Raw genomic sequence first — 26,758 nt, forward strand, 5'->3', positions numbered from 1 at the left:
TAATGAGATATTATAGTGTCTATATAGAAAAGACAAAAGATTTCTATACTTATGCCAGTGATGAAGAGAGTATAAACGTTGGAGATAGAGTTTTGGTATCTTTTAGAAATAAAGATAAAGTGGGACTAATTATTGAAGAAGAAAAAGATAAAGAGTATACTTTTAAAGTTTTGAAAATAAAAAAAGTATTATATGAAGAGTTAAGTTTTTCTAAAAAATTTATAAAATTGTTGTTATGGATAAGAGATTACTATATGAGTCCTTTTGATCAAGTTTTTTCTACAGCAGTGCCTTCAGGAGTAAAAATAAAGTATGAGGATATTTATCGACCTAAAAATCTTAGTGGCACTTTAATTAAAGATGAGATTTTAGAATATTTTTTGAAAAAGAGTTTAGTTAGAAAAAAAACATTGGTTGATAGATTCACAAAAAATAAAATACAGGAATATCTAGATAATAATTATTTAAAAGTTCAAGATAGTTGGTATGGTCTTCAAGAAGATGTTGAAGATGTTGATTTAGAACTGAAATTATATTTTCAAGAGAGAGTAGAAATTGGAAAAGCAACTTTAGAAAAGAAATTTGACAAAAAAACTATTGAAAATCATTTGAAGAACGGAACATTAATACTTGAAAGAAAAATAAAAAGTTTTAATGAAGAAAAATTGAAAAAAGATATTGAAAAAGAGGTATGTAAAGAGGATACTAAATTAAATTCAGAGCAAGAGAGAATAAAAAGTGGTATTGAAACTTCAAATAAAAGGCATTTTTTAATAAGAGGAGTAACAGGATCGGGAAAAACTGAGATATATATACAACTTATAAAGAGAGCTTTAGAAAATGGAAAAGGATCAATATTTTTAGTTCCAGAAATATCTTTAACTCCTCAAATGGTAAAAAGATTTAAAAAAGAATTTGGAGAAGGGGTGGCAATACTTCATAGTAGATTATCTAATATAGAAAGAGCTAAAGAGTGGTATAGCATATATACAGGTGATAAAAGAGTTGTTTTAGGAGTTCGTTCAGCAATTTTTGCTCCTGTAAAAAATCTCGAATACATTATTGTAGATGAAGAGCACGAAAATAGTTATAAACAAGATAGTACACCAAGGTATAATGCAAAGTATGTAGCTATAAAAAAAGCTGAATTAGAAAATGCAAAAGTAGTTTTAGGTTCAGCAACACCATCGATTGAAAGTTACTACTATGCTAAAAAAGGAATATTTCAACTTTTTGAGATAGATCATAGATATAAGGATGCAAAATTACCAGAGATAGAGATTGTGGATATGAAAGAGGAAAAAGATAGCTTTTTCAGTGAAAAACTTTTAGAGGAGATAAGAGGAGCACTTTTAAGAAAAGAACAAATAATACTTCTTCTAAATAGAAAAGGATATTCTACATTAGTTCAATGCCAAGAGTGTGGACATATGGAAGAGTGTGAGCATTGTTCTATAAAATTAAACTATTATGCAAGTAATAACAGCTTAAAGTGTAACTATTGTGGCATATCAAAAAGATTTTTAGGTCATTGTTCTAAGTGTGGAAGTAAAAATATATCCTTTAGTGGACGTGGAGTTGAAAGAGTAGAAGAGGAGCTTCGAAAAAGATTTCCTGTAAATATAATTAGAGTTGATGGAGATGTTTCAAAAGAAAAAAATTTTTATGAAAATATGTATAATGATTTTTGGGGTGGTAAATACGATATTATGATTGGAACTCAAATGATATCTAGAGGATTACATTTTCCCAATGTAACTTTAGTTGGAGTAATAAATGCAGATACAATTATGAGTATCCCTGATTTTAGATCAGGTGAAAGAACATATCAAATGATAACTCAAGTAGCAGGAAGAGCTGGAAGAGGAGAGAAAAAGGGGAAAGTTATAATTCAGACTTATCAACCTGAAAATTATATAATAGAAAAAATTCAGGAAAATAGTTATATAAATTTTTATGAAAAAGAGATAGAGAAAAGAGAGATACTTTTTTATCCCCCATTTTCAAAAGTAATAAATATTGGAATATCTTCAAATGAGGAGTATGGATTAGAAGAGTATTGTCATTTGGTATTTAAAGAGATTGAACATGAAAAGGTAGAACTATATGGACCTATGAAATCCTTAGTTTATAAAGTAAAAGGAAGATATAGATGTAATATATTTATAAAAGGGGACAGAAGAGAAATCAATGAGTATAAAGTATTTTTAGAAAATAAATTGAAAAAAATAGAGAATAAAAAATATAGAATAGTTGTTGATGTAGACCCGATTAATCTAATATGATATAATATATATTGAAAAAAAAGAGAATTGGAGGAAAATACATGTTATACGACATAAAAATATATGGAAATGAATGTTTAAGAACTGTAGCTGAGCCAGTAACAGAAATAACGCCAGAGATACTTGAAATTTTAGATAATATGGTAGAAACAATGCACGAAGCTAATGGAGTAGGACTTGCAGCACCACAAGTTGGAATAAGCAAGAGAATGTTTGTAATTGACGTTGGAGATGGGATTGTAAGAAAAATTATAAATCCAGAATTAATAGAGTTATCAGATACTGTTGAAAATATAGATGAAGGATGTTTAAGTGTTCCAGGAATTTATAAACCTGTAAAAAGATCAGTGACAGTAAAGATAAAGTATTTAAACGAAAAGGGTGAAGAAGTAATAGAAGAGGGAACAGAACTTTTAGGAAGAGCTTTCCAACACGAGTATGACCATTTAGAAGCTATTTTATTTGTAGATAAAATATCACCAGTGGCTAAAAGAATGGTATCTAAAAAATTACAACTTTTGAAAAAAGAGGTAGGTAAAAACTAATGAAAAATCTACTTTGGATAGTCCCGTTAGTTATACATTTTGCATTTTTAGGACAAAATATATTTAGATCATTTGTTAAAATCGATAAGTTAAAAATGGAGCAAGAGATAAAGATTAAACAAAAAAAAGAGATTGAAAGCTTAATTGTTAGATATGATGAAATGATTGAGAATATAAATAATCCCTTTTACAGAGAAAAAGTAGCTAGGAATCAACTCCAAATGGTTTTACCAGGAGAAAAAATTTATAGATTAATTGAAACAAAGTAGGAGGAAAAATGAAAAGAGAGTTAGCTTTAGAGTTTGCTAGAGTTACAGAAGCAGCAGCCTTAGCAGCTTACAAATGGGTAGGTAGAGGAGATAAGGAGGCAGCAGATCAAGCAGCGGTAGACGCTATGAGAACTGTACTAAATGGGATAAAAATTCAAGGGGAGATTGTAATAGGAGAGGGAGAGATTGATGAAGCTCCTATGCTATACATCGGTGAAAAGGTAGGAATAGATTCTCCTGATAAAGAAAGATATTCACAAGTTGATATTGCTGTAGATCCAGTTGAAGGAACAAGAATGACAGCACAAGGTCAAGCTAATGCAATCGCAGTTTTAGCAGTAGGAAACAAAGGCAGCTTTTTAAAAGCTCCAGATATGTATATGGAAAAATTAATAGTAGGACCTGAAGCAAAAGGTGTAATTGATTTATCAAAACCTTTAATGGAAAATATAGATAATATATGTAAAGCTTTAAATAAACCATTAAATGAGCTAACAGTAGTAGTATTAGACAAACCAAGACATAAAACTATAATAAAAGATTTACAAGATTTAAATATTAAAGTTTATGCTTTACCAGATGGAGATGTAGCAGGGTCAATATTAACATCAGTTGTAGATTCAGATGTAGATGTACTTTATGGTATAGGTGGAGCTCCAGAAGGTGTTATATCAGCTGCTGTAATCAAGGCTTTAGGTGGAGATATGCAAGCTAGATTAAAATTAAGAAGTGAAGTAAAAGGTGTGTCATTAGAAAACGATAAAATATCTGCATATGAAAAGTCTAGATGTGAAGAGATGGGACTAAGAGTAGGGGATGTTTTAAAGATGGATGATCTTGTAAAAGATGATGAAGTTATTTTCTCAGCTACAGGAATAACAAGTGGAGATCTTTTAGAAGGTGTAAAAAGAAAAGGGAATATAGCTAGAACTCAAACTTTAGTTATAAGAGGAAAAAGTAAAACAGTTAGATATATAAATGCTGTTCATAACCTAGATTATAAACCTGAAGATATAATGGAATTAGTAAAATAATTAAATAATAATTGAATAGAAAAGTAGAGAATATTCTCTACTTTTCTTCATTATTAAATGAGGAGGATAAATGTTTTTTTATGATGATTTTATAAAAAAAATAGAAAAGACAAAAGTACAATATAAACCATTAAAGAAGTATACACTTGAAGGTAAAAAAATGATTGTATGGTTAGGAACAGGAGTACCACTTATATTAATTGGAGCTCTTCAAGGATATATAGGGTATACAAAGAATTATAGCATACCATACATAGGAATAGCTGCATTGCTATTATTTTTAGGATTTAAACATTTAAAAAATCTTTTTAAATATAAAATAATTTTAGATTGTGAAAATAAAAGGATTTTAGGTCAAGGATTGAATCTATCTTTTGATGAAATAGATACATGTACTATGAAAGAAGGAGTAGTAGGAAAAGGAAATAGACTACAAGTTATAATAAGAATAGTTACAATTGATAAAAGAGAGATAATTATCCCTTTAATTATGGGAAATAAAATTGACTTTATCTGTACTTTAAAGGATGAACTAAAGGGTAAGTTTTCAATAATAAAGGGATAGGAGTGATTCTATGAAAAAATTAACTTTTTTACTTTGCTTGTTTTTAATAAGTTTTTCTTTTGTTTTTAGTAAAGATAATAAGCGAGAGTTCAGAGGAGTTTGGATAGCAACAGTTGACAATATAAATTGGCCTTCTAAACAAGGGTTAAGTATTGAAGAACAAAAGCAAGAGTATATTGATATTTTAGATGAAATAAAAAGTTTGAATATGAATGCTGTAATAATGCAGGTGAGACCTACAGCAGATAGATTTTATAAAAAAGTTAATAAAGAGCCATGGTCTAAATATATAACTGGAGAAAGTGGTAAAGATCCAGGATATGATCCTTTGGAATTTTTTGTAGAAGAAGCTCATAAAAGAAATTTAGAATTTCATGCGTGGTTTAATCCATATAGAATAACATTAAAAAATAATGAAAAAATTCCTGAAAATCATATAGCTAAAAAAAATCCTAACTGGGTTATTGAATATGGTGGTAAATATTATTATGATCCTGGAAATCCAAAAGCTAGGGAGTTTACAGAGGATGTTATAGTTGATGTTGTAAAAAATTATAATATAGATGGTGTTCATATGGATGATTATTTTTATCCATATCCAGTGTTAGATAAAAACAAAAAAGTTGTTCCTTTTGGAGATACTAAATCTTATAAACTATATGGAAAAGGAATGAAGCTTGAGGACTGGAGAAGAAAAAATACAGATACTTTTGTAATGGAGTTATCGAAAAAAATAAAAAAGACAAAGCCTTATGTGAAGTTTGGAATAAGTCCTTTTGGAGTTTGGAGAAACAATGATAAAGATCCAACTGGATCGGCAACAAGAGCGGGTGCAGAAAATTATGATACTTTATATGCAGATACAAGGACGTGGATACAAAATGAATGGATAGATTATATAGTTCCACAAATATATTGGGATTTTAACTTAAAAGTTGCTCAGTATGACATTTTGGTTAATTGGTGGATAAATGAAGTTAAGAATAGTAATGTTCATTTGTACATAGGTCATGCAGCTTATAAAATCGGAAGTAATAAAGCTTGGAGAAACGAGAATGAACTTATAGATCAAATAAAGTATAATAGAAATTTTGAGAATGTTCATGGAAGTGTATTTTTTGGATTTGATAAGATTCAAAAAAATAGCTTGAATATTAAAACAAATTTAAAAGAAAAAGTTTACGAGACACAGGTATTGCCTCCAACAAGTCCATGGATAGATATTATAGCTCCAAAGCCAGTGACTAATATAAAAGCAAAAATTATAAAAGATGGAGTTCTTTTGACCTGGGATGATCCGGCTAACAATTATGCTGATTATTATGCTATATATAGAAGTACAGATAAAGAGTTTGACGAAAAAAACTCTAAATACCTTTTAACTACTGTAAAAAGAAAATATGGATTAAAATATTTAGATAAAAATATTGAAAAAAATAAGACTTATTATTATAAAATAGCTCCAGTAGATAGAGTTCATAATCAAGGTGAAGTAAAGGAAAAAATTATTTTAAAAAAATAAAAAACTTTGTTGACAAACAATATAAATTGTGGTACTATATCTTTGTAAGTGATGCGGGAGTAGCTCAGTTGGTAGAGCGTCAGCCTTCCAAGCTGAATGTCGCGAGTTCGACCCTCGTCTCCCGCTCCATACAAAGATGCGTCATTAGCTCAGATGGTAGAGCACACGACTTTTAATCGTGTTGTCACTGGTTCGAGCCCAGTATGACGCACCATTTACCACTGCCCCGTTCGTTCAGTGGTAAGGACAATAGATTTTCACTCTATAAACAGGGGTTCGATTCCCCTACGGGGTACCATTGGAAGCATAGCTCAGTTGGGAGAGCACCTGCCTTACAAGCAGGGGGTCACTGGTTCAAGTCCAGTTGTTTCCACCATTAATGGGGGTGTAGCTCAGTTGGTTAGAGCGCATGCCTGTCACGCATGAGGTCGCGAGTTCGACCCTCGTCACTCCCGCCATTAATTTTTTTATAAAGTAAATAAAAGCCGCTTTAGCTCATCTGGTAGAGCAACTGACTTGTAATCAGTAGGTGATTGGTTCGACTCCGATAAGCGGCACCACTGCGAGGGTGGCGGAATTGGCAGACGCACCAGACTTAGGATCTGGCGTTTCGACGTGAGGGTTCAAGTCCCTCCTCTCGCACCACTTTATGACTAATAACAGTAGACTTCAACGAAGTCTACTTTTTTTTTATCCAAATCTTAATTGCTTGAAAACTATATATCTCTATGGTACAATAATATGAAAAAAGTTTAATAAAAAGGTGCTTGAATGAAAAAAATAAAGTGGTTATTTAGTTTTAAATATATATATATAATTTCATTGATTTACTTTTTTTTAGGATATTTTTATCCTAATCTTTTGCAAATAAATAATATATATCTATATATAAAAGAGTATTTTGGAATATATGAAAAGTTACTATGGATATTTTTAGTGGGATATGGTTTTTCAATGTTTATGAAAAATCCAAATAAAAGAGTTGTTCTGAAAACGAGGTTATTTTTTATGATTATTTTGGGAATAGCTACAGGATATCTTTATTTATTAGATAGTTTAAAAGAACAAATGGAAGGAACAATGGATTCAATTCAACAGTATGTTATTCAAGTTGGTCTATTAAACATTAACTTAGGTTATATTGAATTATATACATTTTTAAAGATATTTCCAAATGTTAAAACTAATGTGTTTGCAGGCAGCTTAATTTTCATAATTTTTCTATCTGTAATTGTAATTTGTGGAAAAATGATAAGAAAATTAATTTTATCAGTTATTAATTTTTTTAAAGGACAAATTCTTAGAATTAAAGAGGAAAGAAGATTAAAAGAGGAGCAAATTAGGTTAGAGAAACAAGCTAAGCTAGAAAAAGATATCTATGATGAAATATGTAATATCCAAAAAGCTTATCAGGAGAAAGATCTTTTAGAAATGGAAGTAAAAGAAGCCAATTTAGAGGAAGTCCCTGAAAATGATTTGATATTACAAGTAAATATTTCTCAAGAATTTGAAGAAAACTTAGAAAATATAGTTGTAGAAAATGAAGAAGATAAAGAAGATAAAGAAGATAAAGAAAATGATATAGAAAGGATAGATGAAGACGATGATATTAGCATCCAAATCCCCGAGAAGGAAAGAGATATTAGCACAGTTGGGATTTCAACTTCAAATTAAAAGTAAGGATATAGAAGAAATAAGTGATAAAGTAGAGATTGTGGAACAAATAAAAGATATTTCTTTAAAAAAGGTTATGGCAGTAGCTGTAGAAAATCCAAAAGAGTTTGTTGTAGGAGCTGACACAGTTGTTGTAATAGATGGGAAAATTTTGGGAAAACCTAAGAGTGAAATGGATGCTGAAAAAATGTTAAAATCTCTATCTGGAAAAAATCATGAAGTGATAACGGCTTATACATTAATAAATCTAGAGAAAAATATAAAAATAACAAATTCTGTAGAGAGCACAGTTTATTTTAAGCAGATAAGTGATGAAGAGATAAAATGGTATATAAAGAGTGGAGAGCCTATGGATAAAGCTGGAGCTTATGGAATTCAGGGATTAGGTTCAATTTTTGTAGATAAAATAGATGGAGATTTCTTTGCAATTATGGGGTTTCCAATAAATCATTTTATAAAAACTTTAAACAATTTAAAAATACCAATAGAAAGTTTAAATAAAATATAAATTAATTTAAGGAGAGTTGTAATGAAAAAAATATTTGGAAAAGTTTTAGGAATATTTTCAGATGATTTAGGAATAGATTTAGGAACTTCAAATACATTAATCTGTGTGAAAAATAAAGGAATCATAATGAATGCTCCATCAGTTGTAGCTATTAATACAAAAACAAAAGATATTTTTGAAGTTGGAGATAAAGCTAAACAAATGATAGGAAGAACACCTCATACAGTTGAAGCTATAAGACCTCTTAAAAACGGAGTTATTGCAGATTATGAAATAACTGAAAAGATGTTAAGAGAGTTTTATAAAATTGTAAATAGAGGAAAAAGTTTATCAAGTCCAAGAGTTATTATATGTGTTCCAGCTGGAGTAACTCAAGTAGAAAAAAGAGCCGTTATGGATGTAACAAGAGAAGCTGGAGCAAGAGAAGCTTATTTAATAGAAGAGCCTATGGCAGCAGCGATAGGAATTGGATTAAATATATTTGAACCTGAAGGAAATATGGTTGTTGATATTGGTGGAGGAACTACTGAAATTGGAGTAATATCTTTAGCAGGAATAGTGAAAACGTCATCTTTAAAAATAGCTGGAGATAAATTTGATTCTTTAATCATAGATTACATTAGACAGAAGCATAACCTATTTATTGGTGAAAAAACAGCTGAAGAGATAAAAATTGCAGTTGGAGCAGTAACAGATTTAGAAGAGGATATTTTTATTGAAATTAGCGGAAGAAACGCATTAAGTGGATTACCTAAAAATGTAAAAGTTTATTCATCTGAAATTGCAGAAGCTTTAGAAGAAGCTGTAGTTTTAATAATAGAAGAGATAAAAGGTATTCTTGAAAAAACTCCACCAGAATTATCTTCTGATATAAAAAGAAAAGGAATCTATTTAGCTGGAGGAGGAGCTCTATTAAGAGGAATTGATAAGAGAATAGCTGAAAGCTTAAGTTTAGAGGTTACTGTTGCAGAAGATCCTTTAAATGCAGTTGTAAATGGAATTCAACAACTTTTAAAAGAATTTGATAAATATAAAAGAGTTTTAATTTCTCCTGAAAGTGACTATTAAAAAGAGGCACTATGAAGAGAATAATATTACTAATTTTATTTGTATCTTCAATATTGAGAGCGAACTATCTCATCACAAATGGTGAGATAGCTCTTTTTTATGATGGCAAAAATAATATTTTAACAAATGTAAAGGCTAGAGAGTTTAGTAAGGATGTACTATCAAATTTACAAATATTATTAATAAAAGATTATAAAATATATAGAGCAAGAAATTACTATACACAAACAAAATTTATAGATGGTAAGAATATTTTTTATATGAAATACAATATAAACAATAATATTGTGGAATCATATATAGTATTATCTAATGAAAACAAGAATGATATGTTTATTTATACTAATTTAAATGGTGTTAAATGGAATGAACCATATAAGTTAGTTTACAAGTTTTCTCCGTTAATCTTAGAAGGAAATGTTGAAAATAAAGATGGATATTATAAATATGATATGTTGAATTTTTCTAAAGATGACAAATCTAATATTCTTGTAGCAACAGAAAGAGATTTTGAAAATTTTAAAGTAAAGTCATTAGAAACTACTTTATTAAAAGGATTAAATGAACGAATATACTTGGTAAAAGATATTGAGAACAAAAAAGATGATTCTTTAGAAATAGTATTTAGTAAAAAGAAACCAAGATTTTCAAATATTTCTTTTGCAGAAGTTATGGCTAGAGAACAGAAGTTTTGGGATAACTTTAATAAAAAATATTATTATTTAAGAGATACAGTTATCAACCAAATAAAAAAACTTTATTTGATATCTTTTAGTAATCAAAACAGTTTAAATATGAACATGAGTAGAGCAAAGTATATGGAGCAATTGAAAGTCATATATTTAAATGGTATATTAAATAGAGAAAGATTAATTCCAGAGTTTAACTTTGATAGAGGCGATAGTATTCAAAATATGTTTACATATTATTATTATATAAAATTATCTAATTTGAAAGAGAACAGTGATGCTAAAACCTTATTAAGAAATAATTTTATAAAAGTTAAAGAGGATATTCAAGAATCTTATAAAAGTATAACAAATAAAGAGGGCGATTGGTTAGAAAATAGTTTGGTATTTTATAATTTTTTATTAGAGATAGAAAAATTAGAAAAAAATGAGTTATTATTTAATGAAATAGAATTAATGAAAGAAGATATAAGAGGAAAAGTAAAAAAAGAAATATTGAACTCTTCTGGAATTATTAAAAATAATAACTATATAAAGTATTTAGATATTTTATCACAAGAGAATCAAATAAAAAATATAAATAAATTATTAGAAAATACAAAAAATTTGATTAGATTATTAAAAAAAGATGATAATATAGATAGTAAAGCTAATTTAAGTTTATCACTGTTATTATATAAAAATAATTATATAGTTGAAAGTGATAAAATATTTTATAATATAGATTATTTTATCAATTATAATGAAAAATATAATGAATTAGACTTAGAAGAGGTATATTTATATTTGATAAATATTCAATATAGGGGATTAATATGATTAAAGAAGAAATAATTGGTATAAAGGAACAGATAGAGTCAATACTTTTATTAGGTGGAGACGAAATAAAAATAAGAGATTTAAGTAAATTTTTTTCAGTATCTATAGAAAAAATTCTACAAATTTTAGAAGAGTTAAAAAAAGAGCGATTTAATACAGGAATAAATATTGAAATAGATCAAGAAATTGTTTATTTAATAACAAATCCAAGATGCGGAGAAATAGTAAATCTATATTTTAAACAAGATGTAAAACCTAAAAAATTATCAAATGCTGCCTTAGAAACATTATCAATAATAGCTTATCGTCAGCCTATAACTAAGAGTGAAATAGAAGCAGTAAGAGGTGTTTCCACAGATAGAGTAGTTCAAACTTTAGAAGAAAGAAAATTTATAAGAATTTGTGGGAAAAGAGAAACTATAGGAAGACCAAATTTATATGAAATAACAGATAAGTTTTTAGGTTACCTAGGAATTTCATCGGTAGAAGAACTACCACAATATGAAGATATGAAGGAGAAATTAAATGGAACCAATGAGAATAAATAAATACTTAGCCCAGAGTGGTTATGCGTCAAGAAGAGAGATAGATAAGCTTGTTGAAAATGGTGATATAAAAGTTAATGGAAATGATGTAACACCAGGACAAAAAGTTACGGATAAAGATAAAATTTATATAAAGGGACAGTTATTTGAAAAACCAAAATCAGAAAATAAAGTTTATTTCTTACTAAATAAACCTAAAGGTGTTTTAAGTGCTTCAAAAGATGATAGAGGAAGAAAGACAGTTACAGATTTAATAGATACTAAAGAAAGATTGTATCCAATAGGAAGATTAGATGCTGACACAGAAGGAGCTATAATTTTGACAAATGATGGAGATATCTTCAATAAAGTTATACATCCAAAAGGAGAAGTTTATAAGGAATATTTTGCAATTGTAAAAGGTGAAATAAGAGATAAAGATCTTTCAAAATTAGCAAAAGGTATAAACTTAGAAGACGGACAAACATTACCTGCTAAGACAAAGATATTAAAGAGAGCTCAAGGTAGAAGTGAAGTTATAATAGCTATTAGAGAGGGTAAAAATCGTCAAGTTAGAAGAATGTTTGATGCAGTAAAACATCCAGTAGTATATTTAAGAAGAGAAGCTATTGGAAAGATAAATTTAGGGAATTTAGAGTTAGGAAAATATAGAAAACTAACATCGCAAGAGATAAAGTATTTAAAATCATTATAGAATATAGGAGGAAGATAGATGTCTTTAACAAGAGAAGAGGTTCTAAACGTAGCTAAATTAGCGAGATTAGAATTTAATGAAGAGGAAATTATAAGATTCCAAGCAGACCTAAATAATATATTAGAGTATATAGATGTTTTAGGTGAAATAAATACTGATGAGGTTGAACCATTAGTACAAATTCATGAAACTGGAGTTAAGTTAAGAGAAGATATAATAAGAGAGTCTTTAACTGTTCAGGAAGCTATGAAAAATGCACCTGCTTCAGAGGATGGAGCACTAATAGTACCTAAGGTAGTTGGAGAATAAATTTTAAAGGAGGATTTTTCTGTGAAAAAGATATACGAGTTAACAGCTTTTGAAATAAAAGAAAAAATATTAAATAGAGAATTAACATCTGAAGAGGTTGTTAAAGCTATTTTTGATAGAATAGAAGAAACTGATGGTGAGATTGGAAGTTTTGTATCTCTTAGAAAAGAAAAAGCGATAGAAGAAGCAAAAGCCGTTGATTATAAAATACAAAATGGAGAAACTGTAGGAGCTTTAGCAGGAATTCCAGTAGCCATAAAAGATAACATGGTATCAATTGGAGAACCATCACAATCAGCTTCTAAGATATTAGAAGGATATGAAGGAATATATGACGCTACAGTTGTAAAAAAATTAAAAGATGCAGATGCAATAATAATAGGAAAAACAAACATGGACGAATTCGCTATGGGTTCAACAACAACAACATCTGCTTATGAAAAAACAACTAAAAACCCTTGGGATTTAGATAGAGTTCCTGGAGGGAGTAGTGGAGGAGGAGCTACATCAGTTGCTTCAAACCAATGTTATATATCTCTAGGGTCAGATACAGGTGGAAGTATTAGACAACCAGCATCATTTTGTGGAGTAGTTGGATTAAAACCAACTTATGGAAGAATTTCTAGATATGGTCTTATGGCATTTGCCTCATCTCTAGATCAGATTGGTCCATTTGCTAAAACAGTTAAAGATGTAGCTTTAGCTTTAAATACGTTAGCAGGAGTAGATGATTATGATTCTACAGTTGAAGAAGTAGAAGTTCCAAATTATTTAGATTATTTAACTGGAGATATAAAAGGAATGAAGATTGGTGTGCCGAAAGAATACTTCATAGAGGGACTAAATCCAGGAGTAAAAAAGGTTGTAGATGAAGCTTTAGAAACTTTTAAATCTTTAGGTGCAGAGATAGTAGAAATATCATTACCGCATACAAAATATGCAGCTCCGACATACTATGTATTAGCTCCAGCAGAAGCTAGTTCAAATTTAGCTAGATTCGATGGTGTTAGATATGGACATAGAACAAAAAATGCTTCAAATATAGATGAGTTATATACAAAATCTAGAAGTGAAGGATTTGGAGATGAAGTAAAAAGAAGAATTATGATAGGAACATATGTTTTAAGTGCAGGATTCTTTGATGCATATTTTAAGAAGGCTCAAAAAGTTAGAAGATTAATAAAAAATGACTTTGATAAAGCTTTTGAAAAGGTTGATATTATATTCACTCCAGTAACACCAGGACCTGCTTTTAGATTGGATGCAAAAAAGACTCCAGTAGAGTTATACTTAGAGGATATCTTTACGATACCAGCAAACCTAGCAGGAATACCAGGAATTTCAATACCAGCAGGAATGACTGAAGGATTACCAGTTGGAATACAATTATTAGGAAAAGCATTTGGAGAAAAAGATATCTTAAAAGCAGGAGATGCTTTTGAAAAAGCGATAAAGGAGAGAGTGTAATGGCGAGACAGTGGGAATCGGTAATAGGACTTGAAGTACACCTTCAATTAAAAACAGGAACAAAAGTTTGGTGTGGATGTAGTGCAGACTATGATAATTCACCAACAAATACGCATACATGTCCAATATGTTTAGGACATCCAGGAGCGTTACCAAAGTTAAATAAAAAAGTAGTTGAATATGCTGTAAAAGCGGCATTAGCTTTAAATTGTAAAATCAATAATGTAAGTGGATTTGATAGAAAAAATTATTTCTACCCAGATACTCCTAAAAATTATCAGATTACTCAATTTGAAAAACCATATTGTGAAAAAGGATTTTTAGATGTAAAGTTAAATTCAGGTAGAGAGTTCACTGTTGGAATTACTAGAATACAAATAGAAGAGGATGCAGGAAAATCTATACATGCAGGGTCTGAATCATTAATAAACTTCAATAGAGCATCAATGCCTCTTTTAGAAATAATATCTGAACCAGATTTAAGAAGCTCTGAAGAGGCTTATGAGTATTTAAACCTTTTAAAAAGTACAATAAAATATACTGGAATAAGTGATGTATCAATGGAATTAGGATCTCTAAGATGTGATGCAAATATATCTGTTATGGAAAAAGGAAGTAAAGTTTTTGGTACAAGAGTTGAAGTAAAAAACTTAAACTCATTTAAAGCAGTTGCAAGAGCTATTGACTATGAGATAGGAAGACAGATTGAGGCTATCGAAAACGGTGGAACTATTGATCAAGAAACTAGACTTTGGGATGATGATGCTCAAGTAACAAGAATAATGAGAAGCAAAGAGGATGCAATGGACTATAGATACTTTGCTGAACCAGATCTTCCAAAGCTTGTTATAAAAGATGAAGAAATTGAAAGAGTAAAAGGATTAATGCCTGAATCAAAATCGGCAAAATTAAAAAGATTTATTGAAACTTATGCATTGCCAGAATATGATGCAAATATATTAACAGATGAGATTGAGTTAGCTGACTATTTTGAAAGAGTGGTAAAAGTTACTGATAATGCTAAACTTTCATCAAACTGGATAATGACAGAAGTTTTAAGAGAGTTAAAAGAGAGTGGAAGATCTATAGAAGAATCTAAAATAAATTCTGAAGATTTAGGAAAAATAATAAATCTTATTCAAAAAGAGATTATCTCTTCTAAAATAGCTAAAGAGCTATTTACTATAAAATTAAATGATGATAGAGATCCAGAAGTTATAGTAAAAGAAGAAGGGATGATACAGGTTGTTGACTTAGGAGAGATTGAAGGAATAGTAGATCAAGTATTAAATGAAAATCCTAAGATGGTAGAAGACTTTAAAAACTCTGATGAAGGTAGAAAACCAAGAGTTTTAAAAGGATTAATTGGACAAGTTATGAAATTATCAAAAGGAAAAGCAAATCCTAAGATAGTTACAGAACTAATGGAATCAAAATTAAAATAGGTGGGTTATAATGAAAAAAAGCAAATTAATCTCTTTAGGGATTATGATTTTAGGACTTACTTTTTTATCACAACCACTTCATGCTGTTACTAAAACGTTAAAAGAGAAGTATGAAAATGTAATACCAATGAGTGTTCACGTAAATATAATGAATAATGAGGCTGAGCCAGAGTATTTAAACTATGTTTTTATAAAAAGTGTAGATGCACCCATTAGACAAGATTCATCAATATATTCTAAAGAGATTGTAAGATTTCCATTTAATACAAAATTAAAGGTTTTAGAGAAAGTTGAATCAAATAAAAATGAATGGTATAAAGTAGAACTAAAAGATAAGAATGGAAATAGAGTTGAAGGTTATATCTCGGCAATGTTAGTAACATTGAGAAGATTTAAATTTGAAGAGATGAACAATAAAGTGCATAAATTATCTCAATTCTTACAATCAGAAGCGGCAAAGGGAAAAGAACTAGTATCAATAAATACATATGTTCCAAATCCTAGTAACCAGAATATGAGTAGAATTAAAGATAAGTATGGAGTTTCAGCAGATCAGAATGCTAGAGCGAGCTATAATGGTGAAACAATATTTATACCAGATAGATCATTAATGTCAATTGAATCTACAAGTGGTAATGATGTTTATGTAAATACTCTTTCAATTGCAGAAAAACCATTGAAAGTAAGTAAAAATGCTATCACAAGATACCCTGCAGTTAATGCAAATTTTAGAAAAGCTATTGTAATAGATTTAGAAAATGAAAATCAAGGTATTTTCCAAAAGAATTCTGAAGGTCAGTGGGAGTTAATTTCTTATACATTAAATAAAACTGGTATGGAAAGTACTTTAGGATTTGAAACTCCTAGAGGATATTTTATAGTTCCAGTGTTAAAGTATGAAATGGGATACAGAGATGAGTATAATAATGCAGCTGGAATGGCAAAATATGCAATACGTTTTTCAGGTGGAGGATATATTCATGGAACGCCAATTAACTTTGAAGAAAATATAAATAGAGACTTTTTCTTGAGAGAAAAAGACGGAACATTAGGAACAGTTGAAGGAACTAGAAAGTGTATTAGAAATATGGAATCTCATATTAAGTTTCTTTTTGACTGGGTAACAAATGGAAAAGTTAATAGAAAATCTAATGAACAAAGACCAGATGAAAATGTAATGGTTATAGTATTTTAATGAAGGGTGAGCGAAAGCTCACCCTTTCTTATAAAAATAGCATAACTTTCTATTCTATGATATAATAAATTTGTTAAATTAATAGAGATAGGTGATAAAAAAATGTATAAAATTCAGTATTTAATATTTAAAATTTTTCGTTATATTTTACTTCTATTTCCAGAAAAAACAAGGTTTAAATTTGCTGAGAAATTAGGAATTATAGGTTATTATCTTATAAAAAAGAGAAGATTAATAGCCTTGGCAAATTTAAAGCTGGCTTTTCCAGATAAAACGTATGAAGAAAGAAAAAAAATAGCAAAAGAGTCATATAAAATAATGGCAAAAGCTTTTATTTCAACATTATGGTTTGAAGATTACTTAAAAACAAATGTAGAGTTAGAGGATTTTGATCGAGTATCTTCGGTAAAAGAGAATGGAAATGGAATTGTTGTTGCTCTTATACATATGGGAAATATGGAAGCTAGTTTAAAAGCTGGTGAGAAATACAAAAGTGTAACTGTAGCAAAAGCTCAAAGAAATCCATATATAGATAATTTTATAACAGAAGCAAGAAGAAAGTTAAATGTAGTATTATTAAAAAAATCTAAGCAAACTTCTAGAGATTTATTAGAGCAAATAGAAGAAAAAAATGTGATTGCATTATTTTCAGATCACAGAGATAAGGGAGCAACAGTTAATTTTTTTGGAGAAGAAACTGTTTCACCAACAGGAGCTATAAATATAGCATTAAAACATAATTTACCAATAGTTATAGGTTATAATGTAATGCATGAGGATAATACTTGTACAACATATTTTACAAAAGAGTTAGAATTAGTTAGAACAAATTCATTTAAAAATGATGTAAAAGTTAATACTCAACTTATGATGAATTTAATAGAGAATATAATAAAAAATCATCCAAATCAATGGATGTGGTTCCATGATAGATGGAAACTTTATAAAAAAATAAAAAATGAGAATATAAAAGGCTAGGAGGAAAAATGTTATTAGGTATAATTGGTGCAATGAATGAAGAGGTAATTCAATTAAAAGAGGCCATGGTTTTAAATGAAACTAGAGAGCTAGGAGGATATAAGTTTTATAGAGGAACTTTATTAGGAAAAGAGATTGTATTGGTTGAGTGTGGAATTGGAAAAGTAAATGCAGCAATATGTTCAACACTATTAATACAGGAGTTTAAAGTTGATAAAGTTTTATTTACTGGTGTAGCTGGAGGCTTGAATCCAGATATAAATATTGGAGATATAGTTGTATCAACAGATTTAATAGAGCATGATTTTAACTGTACAGCATTTGGATATGATTATGGAGTAATACCTAGAATGGAGAACTCTAAATTTAAAGCTGATAAAGAGTTAATAGAGTTAGCTAAAAAAGTTGCTGAAAAGAATTTTGGAAAAGAAAGAGTATTTACAGGAACAATTGTAAGTGGAGATGAGTTTGTAGCATCAAATGATAAAATAAAATGGTTAAGAGATACATTTGTAGGTGAGTGTACAGAGATGGAAGGAGCTTCAGTAGCTCATGTATGTTATGTTTTAAACAAACCTTTTGTAATAATAAGATCAATATCAGATAAAGCTAATCACGATGCAAATATGAATTTTGATGAATTTGTAAAATTAGCAGCACAAAATTCAAAAATAATAATAGAAGGAATGTTGGAACTAATATAAATTGTATATCAAGGGGGAAATGTATGGATATTGAAAAACTATTGAACGAGTTATATTCCTATTCACTGCATGGAATAAAACTAGGTTTGAAAAATATTGAAGATATTTGCGAAGCTATGGGAAATCCTCAAAAAGATTATAAAACTATTCATGTGGCAGGAACAAATGGAAAAGGCTCAACATCAACAACAATAGAGCAGGTTTTAATAGAAGATGGAAGAAAAGTTGGGAAATATACATCCCCCCATATTTTAAAATTTAACGAAAGAATATCGGTTAATGGTATTGAAATAAGCGATGAAGATATAGCATATTATTATGCCTATGTAAAATCAGTAATTAAAGAGTTAAGATTAACTCCAACATTTTTTGAAGTTACAACGGCTATGATGTTTAAGTATTTTTCTGATAAAAAAGTGGAGTATGCAGTAATAGAAGTTGGTATGGGTGGAAGATTTGATGCTACTAATATTATTGAAAGCGATATTTGTGTAATTACAAATGTTAGTCTAGATCATACTGATTTTTTAGGAAAAAATATATATGAAATAGCTTGTGAAAAAGCTGGAATAATAAAGAAAAATTCTAAAGTTATTGTAGGAAGTTCTGATTTAGAATTTTTAAAAGGAATTGAAGAAAAAGCTAAAACGTATGTAAATGTAATTGAAAAATATAAAGACTCTAAATATGTTTTAGATTTTATGAAATATAAAACAGTTATTGAAGTGGATGGTATTTCATATAAATTTTCATTATTTGGAGATTACCAATATAAAAACTTTTTGTGTGCCTATGAAGTTTTAAATGAGTTAGGTATAAAACCAGAGGTAATACAAAAAGGAGTAGAAAAAGTTAAATGGCAGTGCAGATTTGAAATAATATCTACTGATAAAAATATTCTTATATTAGATGGAGCTCATAATGAAGATGGAATGAAAACACTTTGTGATACTTTAAAAGTAGGATTTAAGAAGAATGAAATTGTAGCAATAGTATCAATACTAAAGGATAAGGACTCTAAAAAAATTCTAGAAATTTTAGAAAATAGTGTAAGTAAAATTATTTTTACCTCATTAGCTGAAAATTCTAGAGGGCAAAGTGCTTTAGAATTATTTGAAAAATCTAATAAAATAGATAAAGATTATAAAGAGGATATAAATGAAGCATTTAATTTAGCCAAAATAGACAATAAGAAAGTTATTTTACTTTGTGGTTCATTTTATTTATTGAGTAAATTTAAAGAGGAAGTATTAAAATAATGAAGAGTAGAATTTTTTTAAAAATTTTTACATTCGTAATAGTTTTAGTGATTGGATATTTTTTATACGAACACATAATTATTTTAAGGAATGAATATATAAAAAGAGAGCAACACAAAAACATGTTTTTAGAAAAAATCGATGGGACATATAAAGAAAGAAGTAATGATTTCTATAAAAATAACTAGAGGAGCTTAAAATGGAAAGAATTAGGGTAAGAAAATTTCCAAAAGTTAAAGATTTAGCTAATGTTTTAGGGTTGATTCCATTAATAGATGTAAATATGGAAAAAGAGATAAAAACTCAAAGTGTTTATAGAGTAGGATACGAATTAAGTGGTTTCTTTTCGGAGGGAGAAGAGTTACAAAGTAATATAAATGTTTTAGGTAGAAAAGAGATTGGATATTTAGAGCGAATGGAAAGAACTAAAAGAAAAGAGATTCTTGAAAAATATTTAAGTTATCCTTTTCCAACATTAATTGTAACTGTGGAAAATAATATAGTAGATGAAATTGTAGAGATAGCTAAAAAATATAGAAAACCTGTATTAAAATCAAATAATAAAACTATTGAATTTATTAGAAATGCTAAATTTTATTTGCAAAAAGTATTAGCTGAAGAGATAATAATCGATAACTGTATATTGCTTGATATATATGGAGTTGGAATATTATTAAAAGGTTATGAAGATGCAAGGCTTGGTGCAACAGTGGAGCTTTTAGAAAGGGGCCATAAATTTATAACAGATACTAGATTAAAAGTTCAAAATATAGCTAATAGATTTATATTAGGATCTAATACAGCAGATAAAGAAAGTGGTGATAGTCATTTTTATCTTTTTGGAAAAGATGGGAATGATATAGATGTTACAACACACTTTGGAATAAAGAGTACAAGAAAAAGAAAAAAAATAACTTTATTAGTCGAACTTGAGAAATGGGATGAAAAAAAATTCTATGATAGATTGGGATTAGATGAAGTATATGAGGAATATCTAGGATTTAAGATACCTAAAGTAACATTACCAGTAAGAAAAGGTAGAAATTTAGCTATTATAATTGAAACGGCAGCTATAAACTACAGACTAAAGAAAACAGGAGTAAATTCAGCAGAGTATTTTTGGAAAGAGTCTAAAAAATTAATTGAAGAAAACAGAGAAAATAAAAAGAGAGGTTTAGTTGTGAATGATAAAACAAGTATGCCAGTTAGATATATAAAATCTAGATTTAATTTAAATGTTTTAAATGGAGAAGAGTTTTTAGATAACAGATATATTACAACAACAGGAGTTTATAGACCATCATTAGCCCTTACAGGTTATTTTGATATGTATGAAGAGGAAGGATATAAAGGATTACAGTTGTTCACTGAAACTGAATTTAAATATTTAGATAGTATATCACCGAAAGACAAAGAGAAGAATTTAGAGAAATATTTAGATGAAGATTTTCCAGCAATTATAATCTCTGGAGTTAAAAATATCCCAGATTACTTTTTAAATAAAATTATTGAAAAGAAAATTATATTATTGGAAACAAAATTAGATAGACCGAGTCATGTTGTGGCTACTTTTAGTGCTTATTTAGAAAATTATTTTGCACCATCTACTTCTGTACATGGAGTTTTTGTAGAATTATATGGATTTGGAGTTCTTTTAACAGGAAAAAGTGGAATTGGAAAAAGTGAAACAGCCTTGGAGCTTATTCACAGAGGACATAGATTGATAGCTGATGATTCAGTTCGATTTGAAAAAGGTGTAATAGGTGACATAACAGGACGAGCATCAAAATTACCATATTTCATGGAGATACGTGGATTGGGAATTATTGATGTTAAAGCATTATATGGTGTAGGAGCGGTTAGAATTAGTAAGAGACTTGATATGATAATTGAACTTCAAGAGTTAAAAAGTGAAGATTATTTAACTGCTATGGATTATCAAGAGTCAACAGAAGTTTTATTAGGAAATGAGATTCCTAAAATAAAATTATATATATCTTCTGGTAGAAATGCAGCAGCCATGGTAGAGATTGCTGTAATGAATCTTATGGCCAAGAGAATGGGATATAATTCGGAAGAAGTTTACTTGAAAGAATTAAAAAATAAAAATTATAATGATTAAGAATCGGGGGATTTAAATTGAAAAGAAATAAACTTAAGATTTTGAGAGAGTATATCTACATCTATATAGGGACATTAATTGCTTCAATAGCCATAAATGCATTTTTAGTACCATCTAATTTAGCACCTGGTGGAGCAACAGGTCTTTCAATCTTAATAAATTATGTAACAGGAATACCTGTTGGAACGTTGATATTTGTTATAAATATACCATTATTCATAATAGGAGTTAAAATTTTTGGAAGATCATATGGAGCTAAAACTTTAGCTGGAATTTCATTTTTATCTTTAAATGTTGAATTGATAAAAAAGGTTGTACCTGAAATAGATAAGGTTATAGACTTTACAAATCCTAGTAATATTTTTTTAGGAACTCTATACGGAGGACTTTTAATGGGAATAGGGTTAGGAACTGTTATAAAAAATGGTGGAACAACAGGTGGTAGCGATATAATTTCAGGAATTTTAAATAAATTTTTTAGAATTCCCATAGGTCAAGCATTGATACTGATAGATTCAACAGTAGTTTTATTAGCTGCATATATTTTTGGTGCAGAAAAAGCATTATATGCCCTAATAAATTTATATGCAACAGGGATAGTTATAAATAAGTTAATAAATGGTTTAGGGAATGCTAAAATGGCATATATAGTAACTTCTGAAGTTGAAAAAGTACGAAAAATAATTGTTGAAGACTTAGGAAAAACAGGAAATTATTACCAAGCAGAAGCATTATATTCAAAAAGTAGAAGAGATGTGGTAACAACAGTTCTTAGAAATAGAGAGATTTTTTTATTAAAAGAGCTTATAACAGAGGTTGATAAAGAGGCTTTTGTTGTTGTTTCAGACGTCCATGAGGTACTAGGAAGAGGTTATACTTTCGATATAGATAGTACTTTAAAAAATAGAAAGGAAAAATAATGAAAGAAATAAAGGAAAAGATAGACCAGAGCAATAATATAATTATTGTAGGGCACGTAAATCCAGATGGAGATACAGTAGGAGCTGGATTAGCTCTTTTATTAGGACTTGAAAAAAAATATCCAGAAAAAAGAATAGATTTTGTTTTACAAGATGATGTTCCAAAAAATATCGCCTTTTTAAAAGGATGTGATAGAATAAAAAAAATAGAGGATGTTATAAATCCAAATTATGATTTAGCTATTTTTGTTGATTCTGCTACAATAGAAAGAGTAGGAAAAGTTGCAAAATTAATAGGAGATATATTTAAGATAAATATAGATCATCATATAAGTAATCCAAAATATGGAGATATTAATATAGTAAAAGATATCTCTTCAACTTCGGAGATTATGTACTCAATTTTAAAAGATTTGGATATAGAAATTACTTTAGAGATGGGTGAAGCAATTTATTTAGGGTTGGTAAATGATACAGGAAATTTTGCTCATAGTAATGTAACAGACAAAACATTTTTAGTAGCTTCTGAATTAATGAGAATAGGTGTAAATAATAATAAAATTGTAAATGATTTTTTTAAAACAAAATCTTATGAAAGAATGAAAGTTTTAGGGAAAGCATTAAGCGAAATGGTATTTGTAGAGGAAAAAAAATTAATGTATTTCTATTTATCTTTTGAAGCATTAAAGAATTTAAATGCTATAAAAGATGATACAGAAGGAATCGTAGAAGAGTTAATTAACTATAGTGGAAGCGAAGTTTCTCTTTTTTTAAGAGAGGAAGAAAGCGGAAAAATAAAAGGTAGTTTAAGAAGCAAGCATAATATAGATGTTAATAAAATAGCAGGAATTTTTGGTGGTGGAGGCCATATAAAGGCAGCAGGCTTCACAACTGAACTTTCACCAGAGGAAATTATAAAAAAAGTAGTAGAAAATTTATAAATAGTGTATAATTTTATAAAAAAGGAGGGTGTGTAAATGGCAGATTTTGATATAATTTTTTTAAAACCCACTAGATTTGAGGATTGTTTAAAATGTGTAGAGCATATAAAATCTGAAAAGATAGTTCATATAAATTTATGTGATTTAGATTCTGAGAAATCTCAGAGAGTTCTAGATTTTATTAGTGGGGCTGTACATATACAAGAGGGACAAATAATTAATCCTGGAGATAAAATATATTGTTCAATTCCAAAAAATAAATCATATGAGTTAGATTATAAAGAGTTATCAAATAATATAACAAATCCAAGATTTGATGAAGAGGAAGAGATTATTCCAAGATATCATAGAAGATAGATAAAAAAGGGACTTTTTAAAGTCCCTTTTTTTACACTAAGATATTTTTAGTTTTTTATTTAATCAGCCAATAAAAAAGCTTGGCAACTACCTATCCTCCCAGGGGGCTGCCCCCCAAGTACTTTCGGCGTTTACGGGCTTAACTTCCAGGTTCGAAATGTTACTGGGTGTACCTCCGTAGCTATCGTTGCCAAGCTATATAATAATACCATTTTTTTTATAAAATGTCAACAAAAAAAATGGACCGAAGTCCATTTTTCTTAATGAATAATATTAAAGATAAGCTCTTCATCTTTATAATCAACTTCAACAGTTTCTCTTTCTTTAACATCTCCTTTTAAGATGATTTTAGCTATTTCAGTTTCAATATATTTTTGAATATATCTTCTTAATGGTCTAGCACCAAATTGAGGATCATATGCAGTTTTAGCTAAAAATTCAGCAGCATTATCAGTAATTTTAAAGTTGATTTTTCTATCTTTTAATTTATTTTCTAAAGCTTTTAAAAGTTGACGAACAATGTTTTTAATCTCTTTAAGTCCAAGACCTCTAAATATTATAGTTTCATCTATTCTATTTAAAAATTCAGGTCTAAAATTAGAAAGAAGCATTTGATTAATATTAAATCTAGTTTCCTCTTTTAAACTAGGGTCTTCTAAAATTAAATGACTTCCAATATTAGATGTCATAATAATTAAAGTATTTTTAAAGTCAACAACTTTTCCTTGCCCATCAGTTAATCTACCATCATCTAAAACCTGTAAAAGTATATTGAAAGTATCAGGATGAGCTTTTTCAATTTCATCAAAAAGAATAACAGAGTATGGTTTTCTTCTAACTGCTTCAGTTAACTGTCCACCCTCTTCATAACCAACATATCCTGGAGGGGCACCAATTAATCTAGTAACCGAGAACTTATCCATATATTCACTCATATCTATTCTTATTACATTTTCTTCGTCATCAAATAAGAAGTAAGCTAGAGATTTAGCTAAGTAAGTTTTACCAACACCAGTAGGTCCTAAGAATACAAAAGATCCAATTGGTCTATTTGGGTCTTTAAGACCAGCACGAGCTCTTAAAATAGTCTCAGATACGGCTTTAACAGCTTCTTCTTGTCCAATAACTCTAGCATTTAAGTTATCTTCTAATTTTAAAAGTTTCTCCTTTTCACTTTCCATAAGTTTAGAAAGTGGAATACCTGTCCATTTAGATATAACCTCTGAAATTTCTTCAACTCCAACTTCTTGTTTAACAAGTCTATTAATTGGAACTTCTTCAAGACGTTCTTGCTCTTGTATAAGTTCTTTTTCAAGAGTAGCTAATTTACCATATTTCAATTCAGCTAATCTATTTAAATCGTATTTTCTTTCAGCTTCTAAAATTTCAAGCTTAACTTTTTCAATTTCAGCTTTAATATCTTTAACTTTATTTAAATCTTGTTTTTCATTTTCCCATTGTGCTTTTAAAAGTGATTTCTGTTCTGTTAAACTAGAAAGTTCTTTTTCTAAAATTTCTAGTCTTTCCTTAGAATATGGATCAGTTTCTTTTTTTAGAGCTTCTTTTTCAATTTCTAATTGCATAACTTTTCTTGTTAATTGGTCTAACTCTTCTGGCATAGAGTCCATCTCAGTTCTAATCATAGCTGCAGCTTCATCTATAAGATCAATTGCTTTATCAGGTAATTGTCTATCAGGAATATATCTGTGACTAAGAACGGCGGCCTCAACAATAGCACCGTCAGTTATTCTTATACCATGGTAAACTTCAAATTTCTCCTTGATACCTCTTAAAATAGAGATTGTGTCTTCAACAGTTGGTTCATTAACCATAACTACTTGAAAACGTCTCTCTAAAGCTGGATCTTTTTCAATATATTTTCTATATTCATCTAATGTTGTTGCTCCAATAACTTTTATTTCTCCTCTTGCTAACATAGGTTTTAATAAGTTACCGGCATCCATAGCACCATCAGATTTTCCAGCTCCAACGATTGTATGTATTTCATCTATAAATAGAATAATTTCACCGTTAGAATCTTCTACTTCTTTTAAAACAGCTTTTAAACGCTCTTCAAATTCTCCTCTAAACTTAGCACCAGCAATTAGTGAACCCATATCCAAAGAGAAAACCTTTTTATTTTTTAAAGAATCTGGAACGTCTCCATTTAATATTCTTTGTGCGAAACCTTCAGCAATAGCAGTTTTACCTACTCCAGGTTCACCAATTAATACAGGATTGTTCTTAGTTCTTCTAGAAATAATTTGGATAGTTCTTCTAATTTCACTATCACGACCTATAATAGGGTCAATTTTACCTTGACGAGCTAATTCAACTAAATCTCGACCATACTTTTCTAAAACTTCATACTTAACTTCAGGATTAGGAGAATCAACTTTTTTATTTCCTCTAATCTCTAAAATAGTTTTTTCAAATAGAATACGGTCAATTCCTAATTTTGCTAAAAAACTAGTGTTGTCAAGTAAAGAGAGAAATATATGTTCTACACTAATATATGAGTCTCCCATTAATTGCATAAGTTTTTGAGCTTCCATTAAAATTTCATTTGTTTTAGAGTCTAATCCAATTGAAGTATTAGTAGCTCCTTGAATTTTTGGAAGTTTATTACAAAGATCTTCTAAACTATTTTGTAAAGAATTTGTATTAACTCCCATTTTTGTTAAAACCCTAACAATTAATCCCTCTTTATGAGCAACTAAAGCTAGTGCTAAAATTTCGGGTTTAATGCTTTGCTGCATATAAGTTTGAGCAATAGTTTGTGCATCAGTTAATGCAAGCATCGAGTTTTCTGTAAAATTATTCGGATTCATAAATATCACCTCT

General features: G+C 28.9%; 25 protein-coding genes, 7 tRNA genes and 1 rRNA gene. 31 read left to right on the forward strand and 2 right to left on the reverse strand.

Annotation, left to right across the window (positions count from 1 at the left end; genetic code table 11):
- Window positions 1–2 precede the first annotated feature (2 nt).
- From priA to H5J23_RS04725, 31 genes are all read left to right on the forward strand, one after another.
- Complete coding sequence (priA, locus tag H5J23_RS04575) at window positions 3–2,285, forward strand: primosomal protein N' (RefSeq protein ID WP_185891120.1); 2,283 nt, start codon at window positions 3–5, stop codon at window positions 2,283–2,285.
- Window positions 2,286–2,326: 41 nt separating this feature from the next.
- Window positions 2,327–2,830 (forward strand): peptide deformylase, encoded by a 504-nt coding sequence (def, locus tag H5J23_RS04580; protein WP_040407719.1) that lies wholly within the window; start codon window positions 2,327–2,329, stop codon window positions 2,828–2,830.
- Window positions 2,830–3,099: a septum formation initiator family protein gene (locus H5J23_RS04585; protein WP_023051418.1), complete on the forward strand. Its 270-nt coding sequence runs from the start codon at window positions 2,830–2,832 to the stop codon at window positions 3,097–3,099. The genes def and H5J23_RS04585 overlap by 1 nt, the downstream gene beginning before the upstream one ends.
- An 8-nt stretch (window positions 3,100–3,107) precedes the next feature.
- Window positions 3,108–4,133: a class II fructose-bisphosphatase gene (gene glpX / locus H5J23_RS04590; RefSeq protein ID WP_023051419.1), complete on the forward strand. Its 1,026-nt coding sequence runs from the start codon at window positions 3,108–3,110 to the stop codon at window positions 4,131–4,133.
- Window positions 4,134–4,203: 70 nt separating this feature from the next.
- Window positions 4,204–4,698, forward strand: a complete 495-nt coding sequence (locus H5J23_RS04595; protein ID WP_023051420.1) for a hypothetical protein — start codon at window positions 4,204–4,206, stop codon at window positions 4,696–4,698.
- Between the two features lie 10 nt (window positions 4,699–4,708).
- Window positions 4,709–6,220, forward strand: coding sequence for a glycoside hydrolase family 10 protein (locus H5J23_RS04600; protein ID WP_185891122.1), 1,512 nt, complete (start codon window positions 4,709–4,711; stop codon window positions 6,218–6,220).
- Between the two features lie 53 nt (window positions 6,221–6,273).
- Window positions 6,274–6,349: transfer RNA gene (locus tag H5J23_RS04605), tRNA-Gly, on the forward strand.
- A 9-nt stretch (window positions 6,350–6,358) separates the two neighbouring features.
- Window positions 6,359–6,434, forward strand: a tRNA-Lys gene (locus tag H5J23_RS04610).
- Between the two features lie 9 nt (window positions 6,435–6,443).
- Window positions 6,444–6,518: transfer RNA gene (locus tag H5J23_RS04615), tRNA-Glu, on the forward strand.
- Window positions 6,519–6,520: 2 nt separating this feature from the next.
- Window positions 6,521–6,596 (forward strand) — tRNA-Val (locus H5J23_RS04620).
- A 5-nt stretch (window positions 6,597–6,601) separates the two neighbouring features.
- Window positions 6,602–6,678, forward strand: a tRNA-Asp gene (locus H5J23_RS04625).
- Window positions 6,679–6,704: 26 nt separating this feature from the next.
- Window positions 6,705–6,780, forward strand: a tRNA-Thr gene (locus H5J23_RS04630).
- Window positions 6,781–6,782: 2 nt separating this feature from the next.
- Window positions 6,783–6,865 (forward strand) — tRNA-Leu (locus tag H5J23_RS04635).
- Between the two features lie 126 nt (window positions 6,866–6,991).
- Window positions 6,992–7,894 carry a hypothetical protein gene (locus tag H5J23_RS04640; protein ID WP_185891123.1) on the forward strand — a complete coding sequence of 301 codons (903 nt, stop codon included), beginning with the start codon at window positions 6,992–6,994 and terminating at the stop codon, window positions 7,892–7,894.
- Window positions 7,824–8,402 carry a nucleoside triphosphate pyrophosphatase gene (locus tag H5J23_RS04645; protein ID WP_040406238.1) on the forward strand — a complete coding sequence of 193 codons (579 nt, stop codon included), beginning with the start codon at window positions 7,824–7,826 and terminating at the stop codon, window positions 8,400–8,402. Before H5J23_RS04640 ends, H5J23_RS04645 begins: the two co-directional genes overlap by 71 nt.
- Before the next feature lie 21 nt (window positions 8,403–8,423).
- Window positions 8,424–9,470 (forward strand): rod shape-determining protein, encoded by a 1,047-nt coding sequence (locus H5J23_RS04650; RefSeq protein WP_023051969.1) that lies wholly within the window; start codon window positions 8,424–8,426, stop codon window positions 9,468–9,470.
- Between the two features lie 11 nt (window positions 9,471–9,481).
- A complete protein-coding gene (locus H5J23_RS04655) occupies window positions 9,482–10,978 on the forward strand; it encodes a hypothetical protein (RefSeq protein ID WP_185891125.1) in 1,497 nt (498 codons plus the stop codon).
- 14 nt (window positions 10,979–10,992) lie between these two features.
- Window positions 10,993–11,526, forward strand: coding sequence for an SMC-Scp complex subunit ScpB (gene scpB / locus H5J23_RS04660; RefSeq protein ID WP_040406658.1), 534 nt, complete (start codon window positions 10,993–10,995; stop codon window positions 11,524–11,526).
- Window positions 11,513–12,217: a pseudouridine synthase gene (locus H5J23_RS04665; RefSeq protein ID WP_185892089.1), complete on the forward strand. Its 705-nt coding sequence runs from the start codon at window positions 11,513–11,515 to the stop codon at window positions 12,215–12,217. The genes scpB and H5J23_RS04665 overlap by 14 nt, the downstream gene beginning before the upstream one ends.
- Window positions 12,218–12,235: 18 nt before the next feature.
- Window positions 12,236–12,526, forward strand: coding sequence for an Asp-tRNA(Asn)/Glu-tRNA(Gln) amidotransferase subunit GatC (gene gatC / locus H5J23_RS04670; RefSeq protein ID WP_023050155.1), 291 nt, complete (start codon window positions 12,236–12,238; stop codon window positions 12,524–12,526).
- A gap of 21 nt (window positions 12,527–12,547) precedes the next feature.
- Entirely contained in the window at window positions 12,548–13,993 is a 1,446-nt protein-coding gene (gatA, locus tag H5J23_RS04675; protein WP_023050156.1) for an Asp-tRNA(Asn)/Glu-tRNA(Gln) amidotransferase subunit GatA, read from the forward strand.
- Window positions 13,993–15,438, forward strand: a complete 1,446-nt coding sequence (gene gatB, locus H5J23_RS04680) for an Asp-tRNA(Asn)/Glu-tRNA(Gln) amidotransferase subunit GatB (RefSeq protein ID WP_185891127.1) — start codon at window positions 13,993–13,995, stop codon at window positions 15,436–15,438. The genes gatA and gatB overlap by 1 nt, the downstream gene beginning before the upstream one ends.
- Before the next feature lie 10 nt (window positions 15,439–15,448).
- Window positions 15,449–16,633 (forward strand): L,D-transpeptidase family protein, encoded by a 1,185-nt coding sequence (locus tag H5J23_RS04685; RefSeq protein WP_023050158.1) that lies wholly within the window; start codon window positions 15,449–15,451, stop codon window positions 16,631–16,633.
- Window positions 16,634–16,735: 102 nt separating this feature from the next.
- The gene (locus H5J23_RS04690) at window positions 16,736–17,611 is read left to right on the forward strand and encodes a lysophospholipid acyltransferase family protein (protein ID WP_023050159.1); all 876 of its coding nucleotides are present in this window, start codon (window positions 16,736–16,738) and stop codon (window positions 17,609–17,611) included.
- Window positions 17,612–17,619: 8 nt separating this feature from the next.
- Window positions 17,620–18,315, forward strand: a complete 696-nt coding sequence (locus H5J23_RS04695) for a 5'-methylthioadenosine/adenosylhomocysteine nucleosidase (protein WP_023050160.1) — start codon at window positions 17,620–17,622, stop codon at window positions 18,313–18,315.
- A 23-nt stretch (window positions 18,316–18,338) separates the two neighbouring features.
- Window positions 18,339–19,574, forward strand: coding sequence for a folylpolyglutamate synthase/dihydrofolate synthase family protein (locus tag H5J23_RS04700; RefSeq protein WP_185891128.1), 1,236 nt, complete (start codon window positions 18,339–18,341; stop codon window positions 19,572–19,574).
- Window positions 19,574–19,762, forward strand: coding sequence for a hypothetical protein (locus H5J23_RS04705; RefSeq protein ID WP_185891130.1), 189 nt, complete (start codon window positions 19,574–19,576; stop codon window positions 19,760–19,762). Before H5J23_RS04700 ends, H5J23_RS04705 begins: the two co-directional genes overlap by 1 nt.
- Before the next feature lie 11 nt (window positions 19,763–19,773).
- Window positions 19,774–21,696, forward strand: a complete 1,923-nt coding sequence (gene hprK / locus H5J23_RS04710; protein WP_023050163.1) for an HPr(Ser) kinase/phosphatase — start codon at window positions 19,774–19,776, stop codon at window positions 21,694–21,696.
- 17 nt (window positions 21,697–21,713) lie between these two features.
- Complete coding sequence (locus H5J23_RS04715; protein WP_185891132.1) at window positions 21,714–22,616, forward strand: YitT family protein; 903 nt, start codon at window positions 21,714–21,716, stop codon at window positions 22,614–22,616.
- Entirely contained in the window at window positions 22,616–23,557 is a 942-nt protein-coding gene (locus tag H5J23_RS04720) for a bifunctional oligoribonuclease/PAP phosphatase NrnA (protein ID WP_185891134.1), read from the forward strand. The genes H5J23_RS04715 and H5J23_RS04720 overlap by 1 nt, the downstream gene beginning before the upstream one ends.
- A 36-nt stretch (window positions 23,558–23,593) precedes the next feature.
- Window positions 23,594–23,914, forward strand: coding sequence for a cell division protein SepF (locus H5J23_RS04725; protein WP_023050166.1), 321 nt, complete (start codon window positions 23,594–23,596; stop codon window positions 23,912–23,914).
- A gap of 78 nt (window positions 23,915–23,992) precedes the next feature.
- Here the strand turns inward: H5J23_RS04725 and rrf are convergent.
- Both rrf and clpB read right to left on the reverse strand, forming a co-directional pair.
- Window positions 23,993–24,109: ribosomal RNA gene (rrf, locus tag H5J23_RS04730) — 5S ribosomal RNA — on the reverse strand.
- Between the two features lie 65 nt (window positions 24,110–24,174).
- The gene (clpB, locus tag H5J23_RS04735) at window positions 24,175–26,745 is read right to left on the reverse strand and encodes an ATP-dependent chaperone ClpB (RefSeq protein ID WP_185891136.1); all 2,571 of its coding nucleotides are present in this window, start codon (window positions 26,743–26,745) and stop codon (window positions 24,175–24,177) included.
- Between the last annotated feature and the right edge of the window lie 13 nt (window positions 26,746–26,758).

Origin of the sequence: Cetobacterium sp. 2G large, from assembly GCF_014250655.1 — a bacterium.
Classification (GTDB): domain Bacteria; phylum Fusobacteriota; class Fusobacteriia; order Fusobacteriales; family Fusobacteriaceae; genus Cetobacterium_A; species Cetobacterium_A somerae.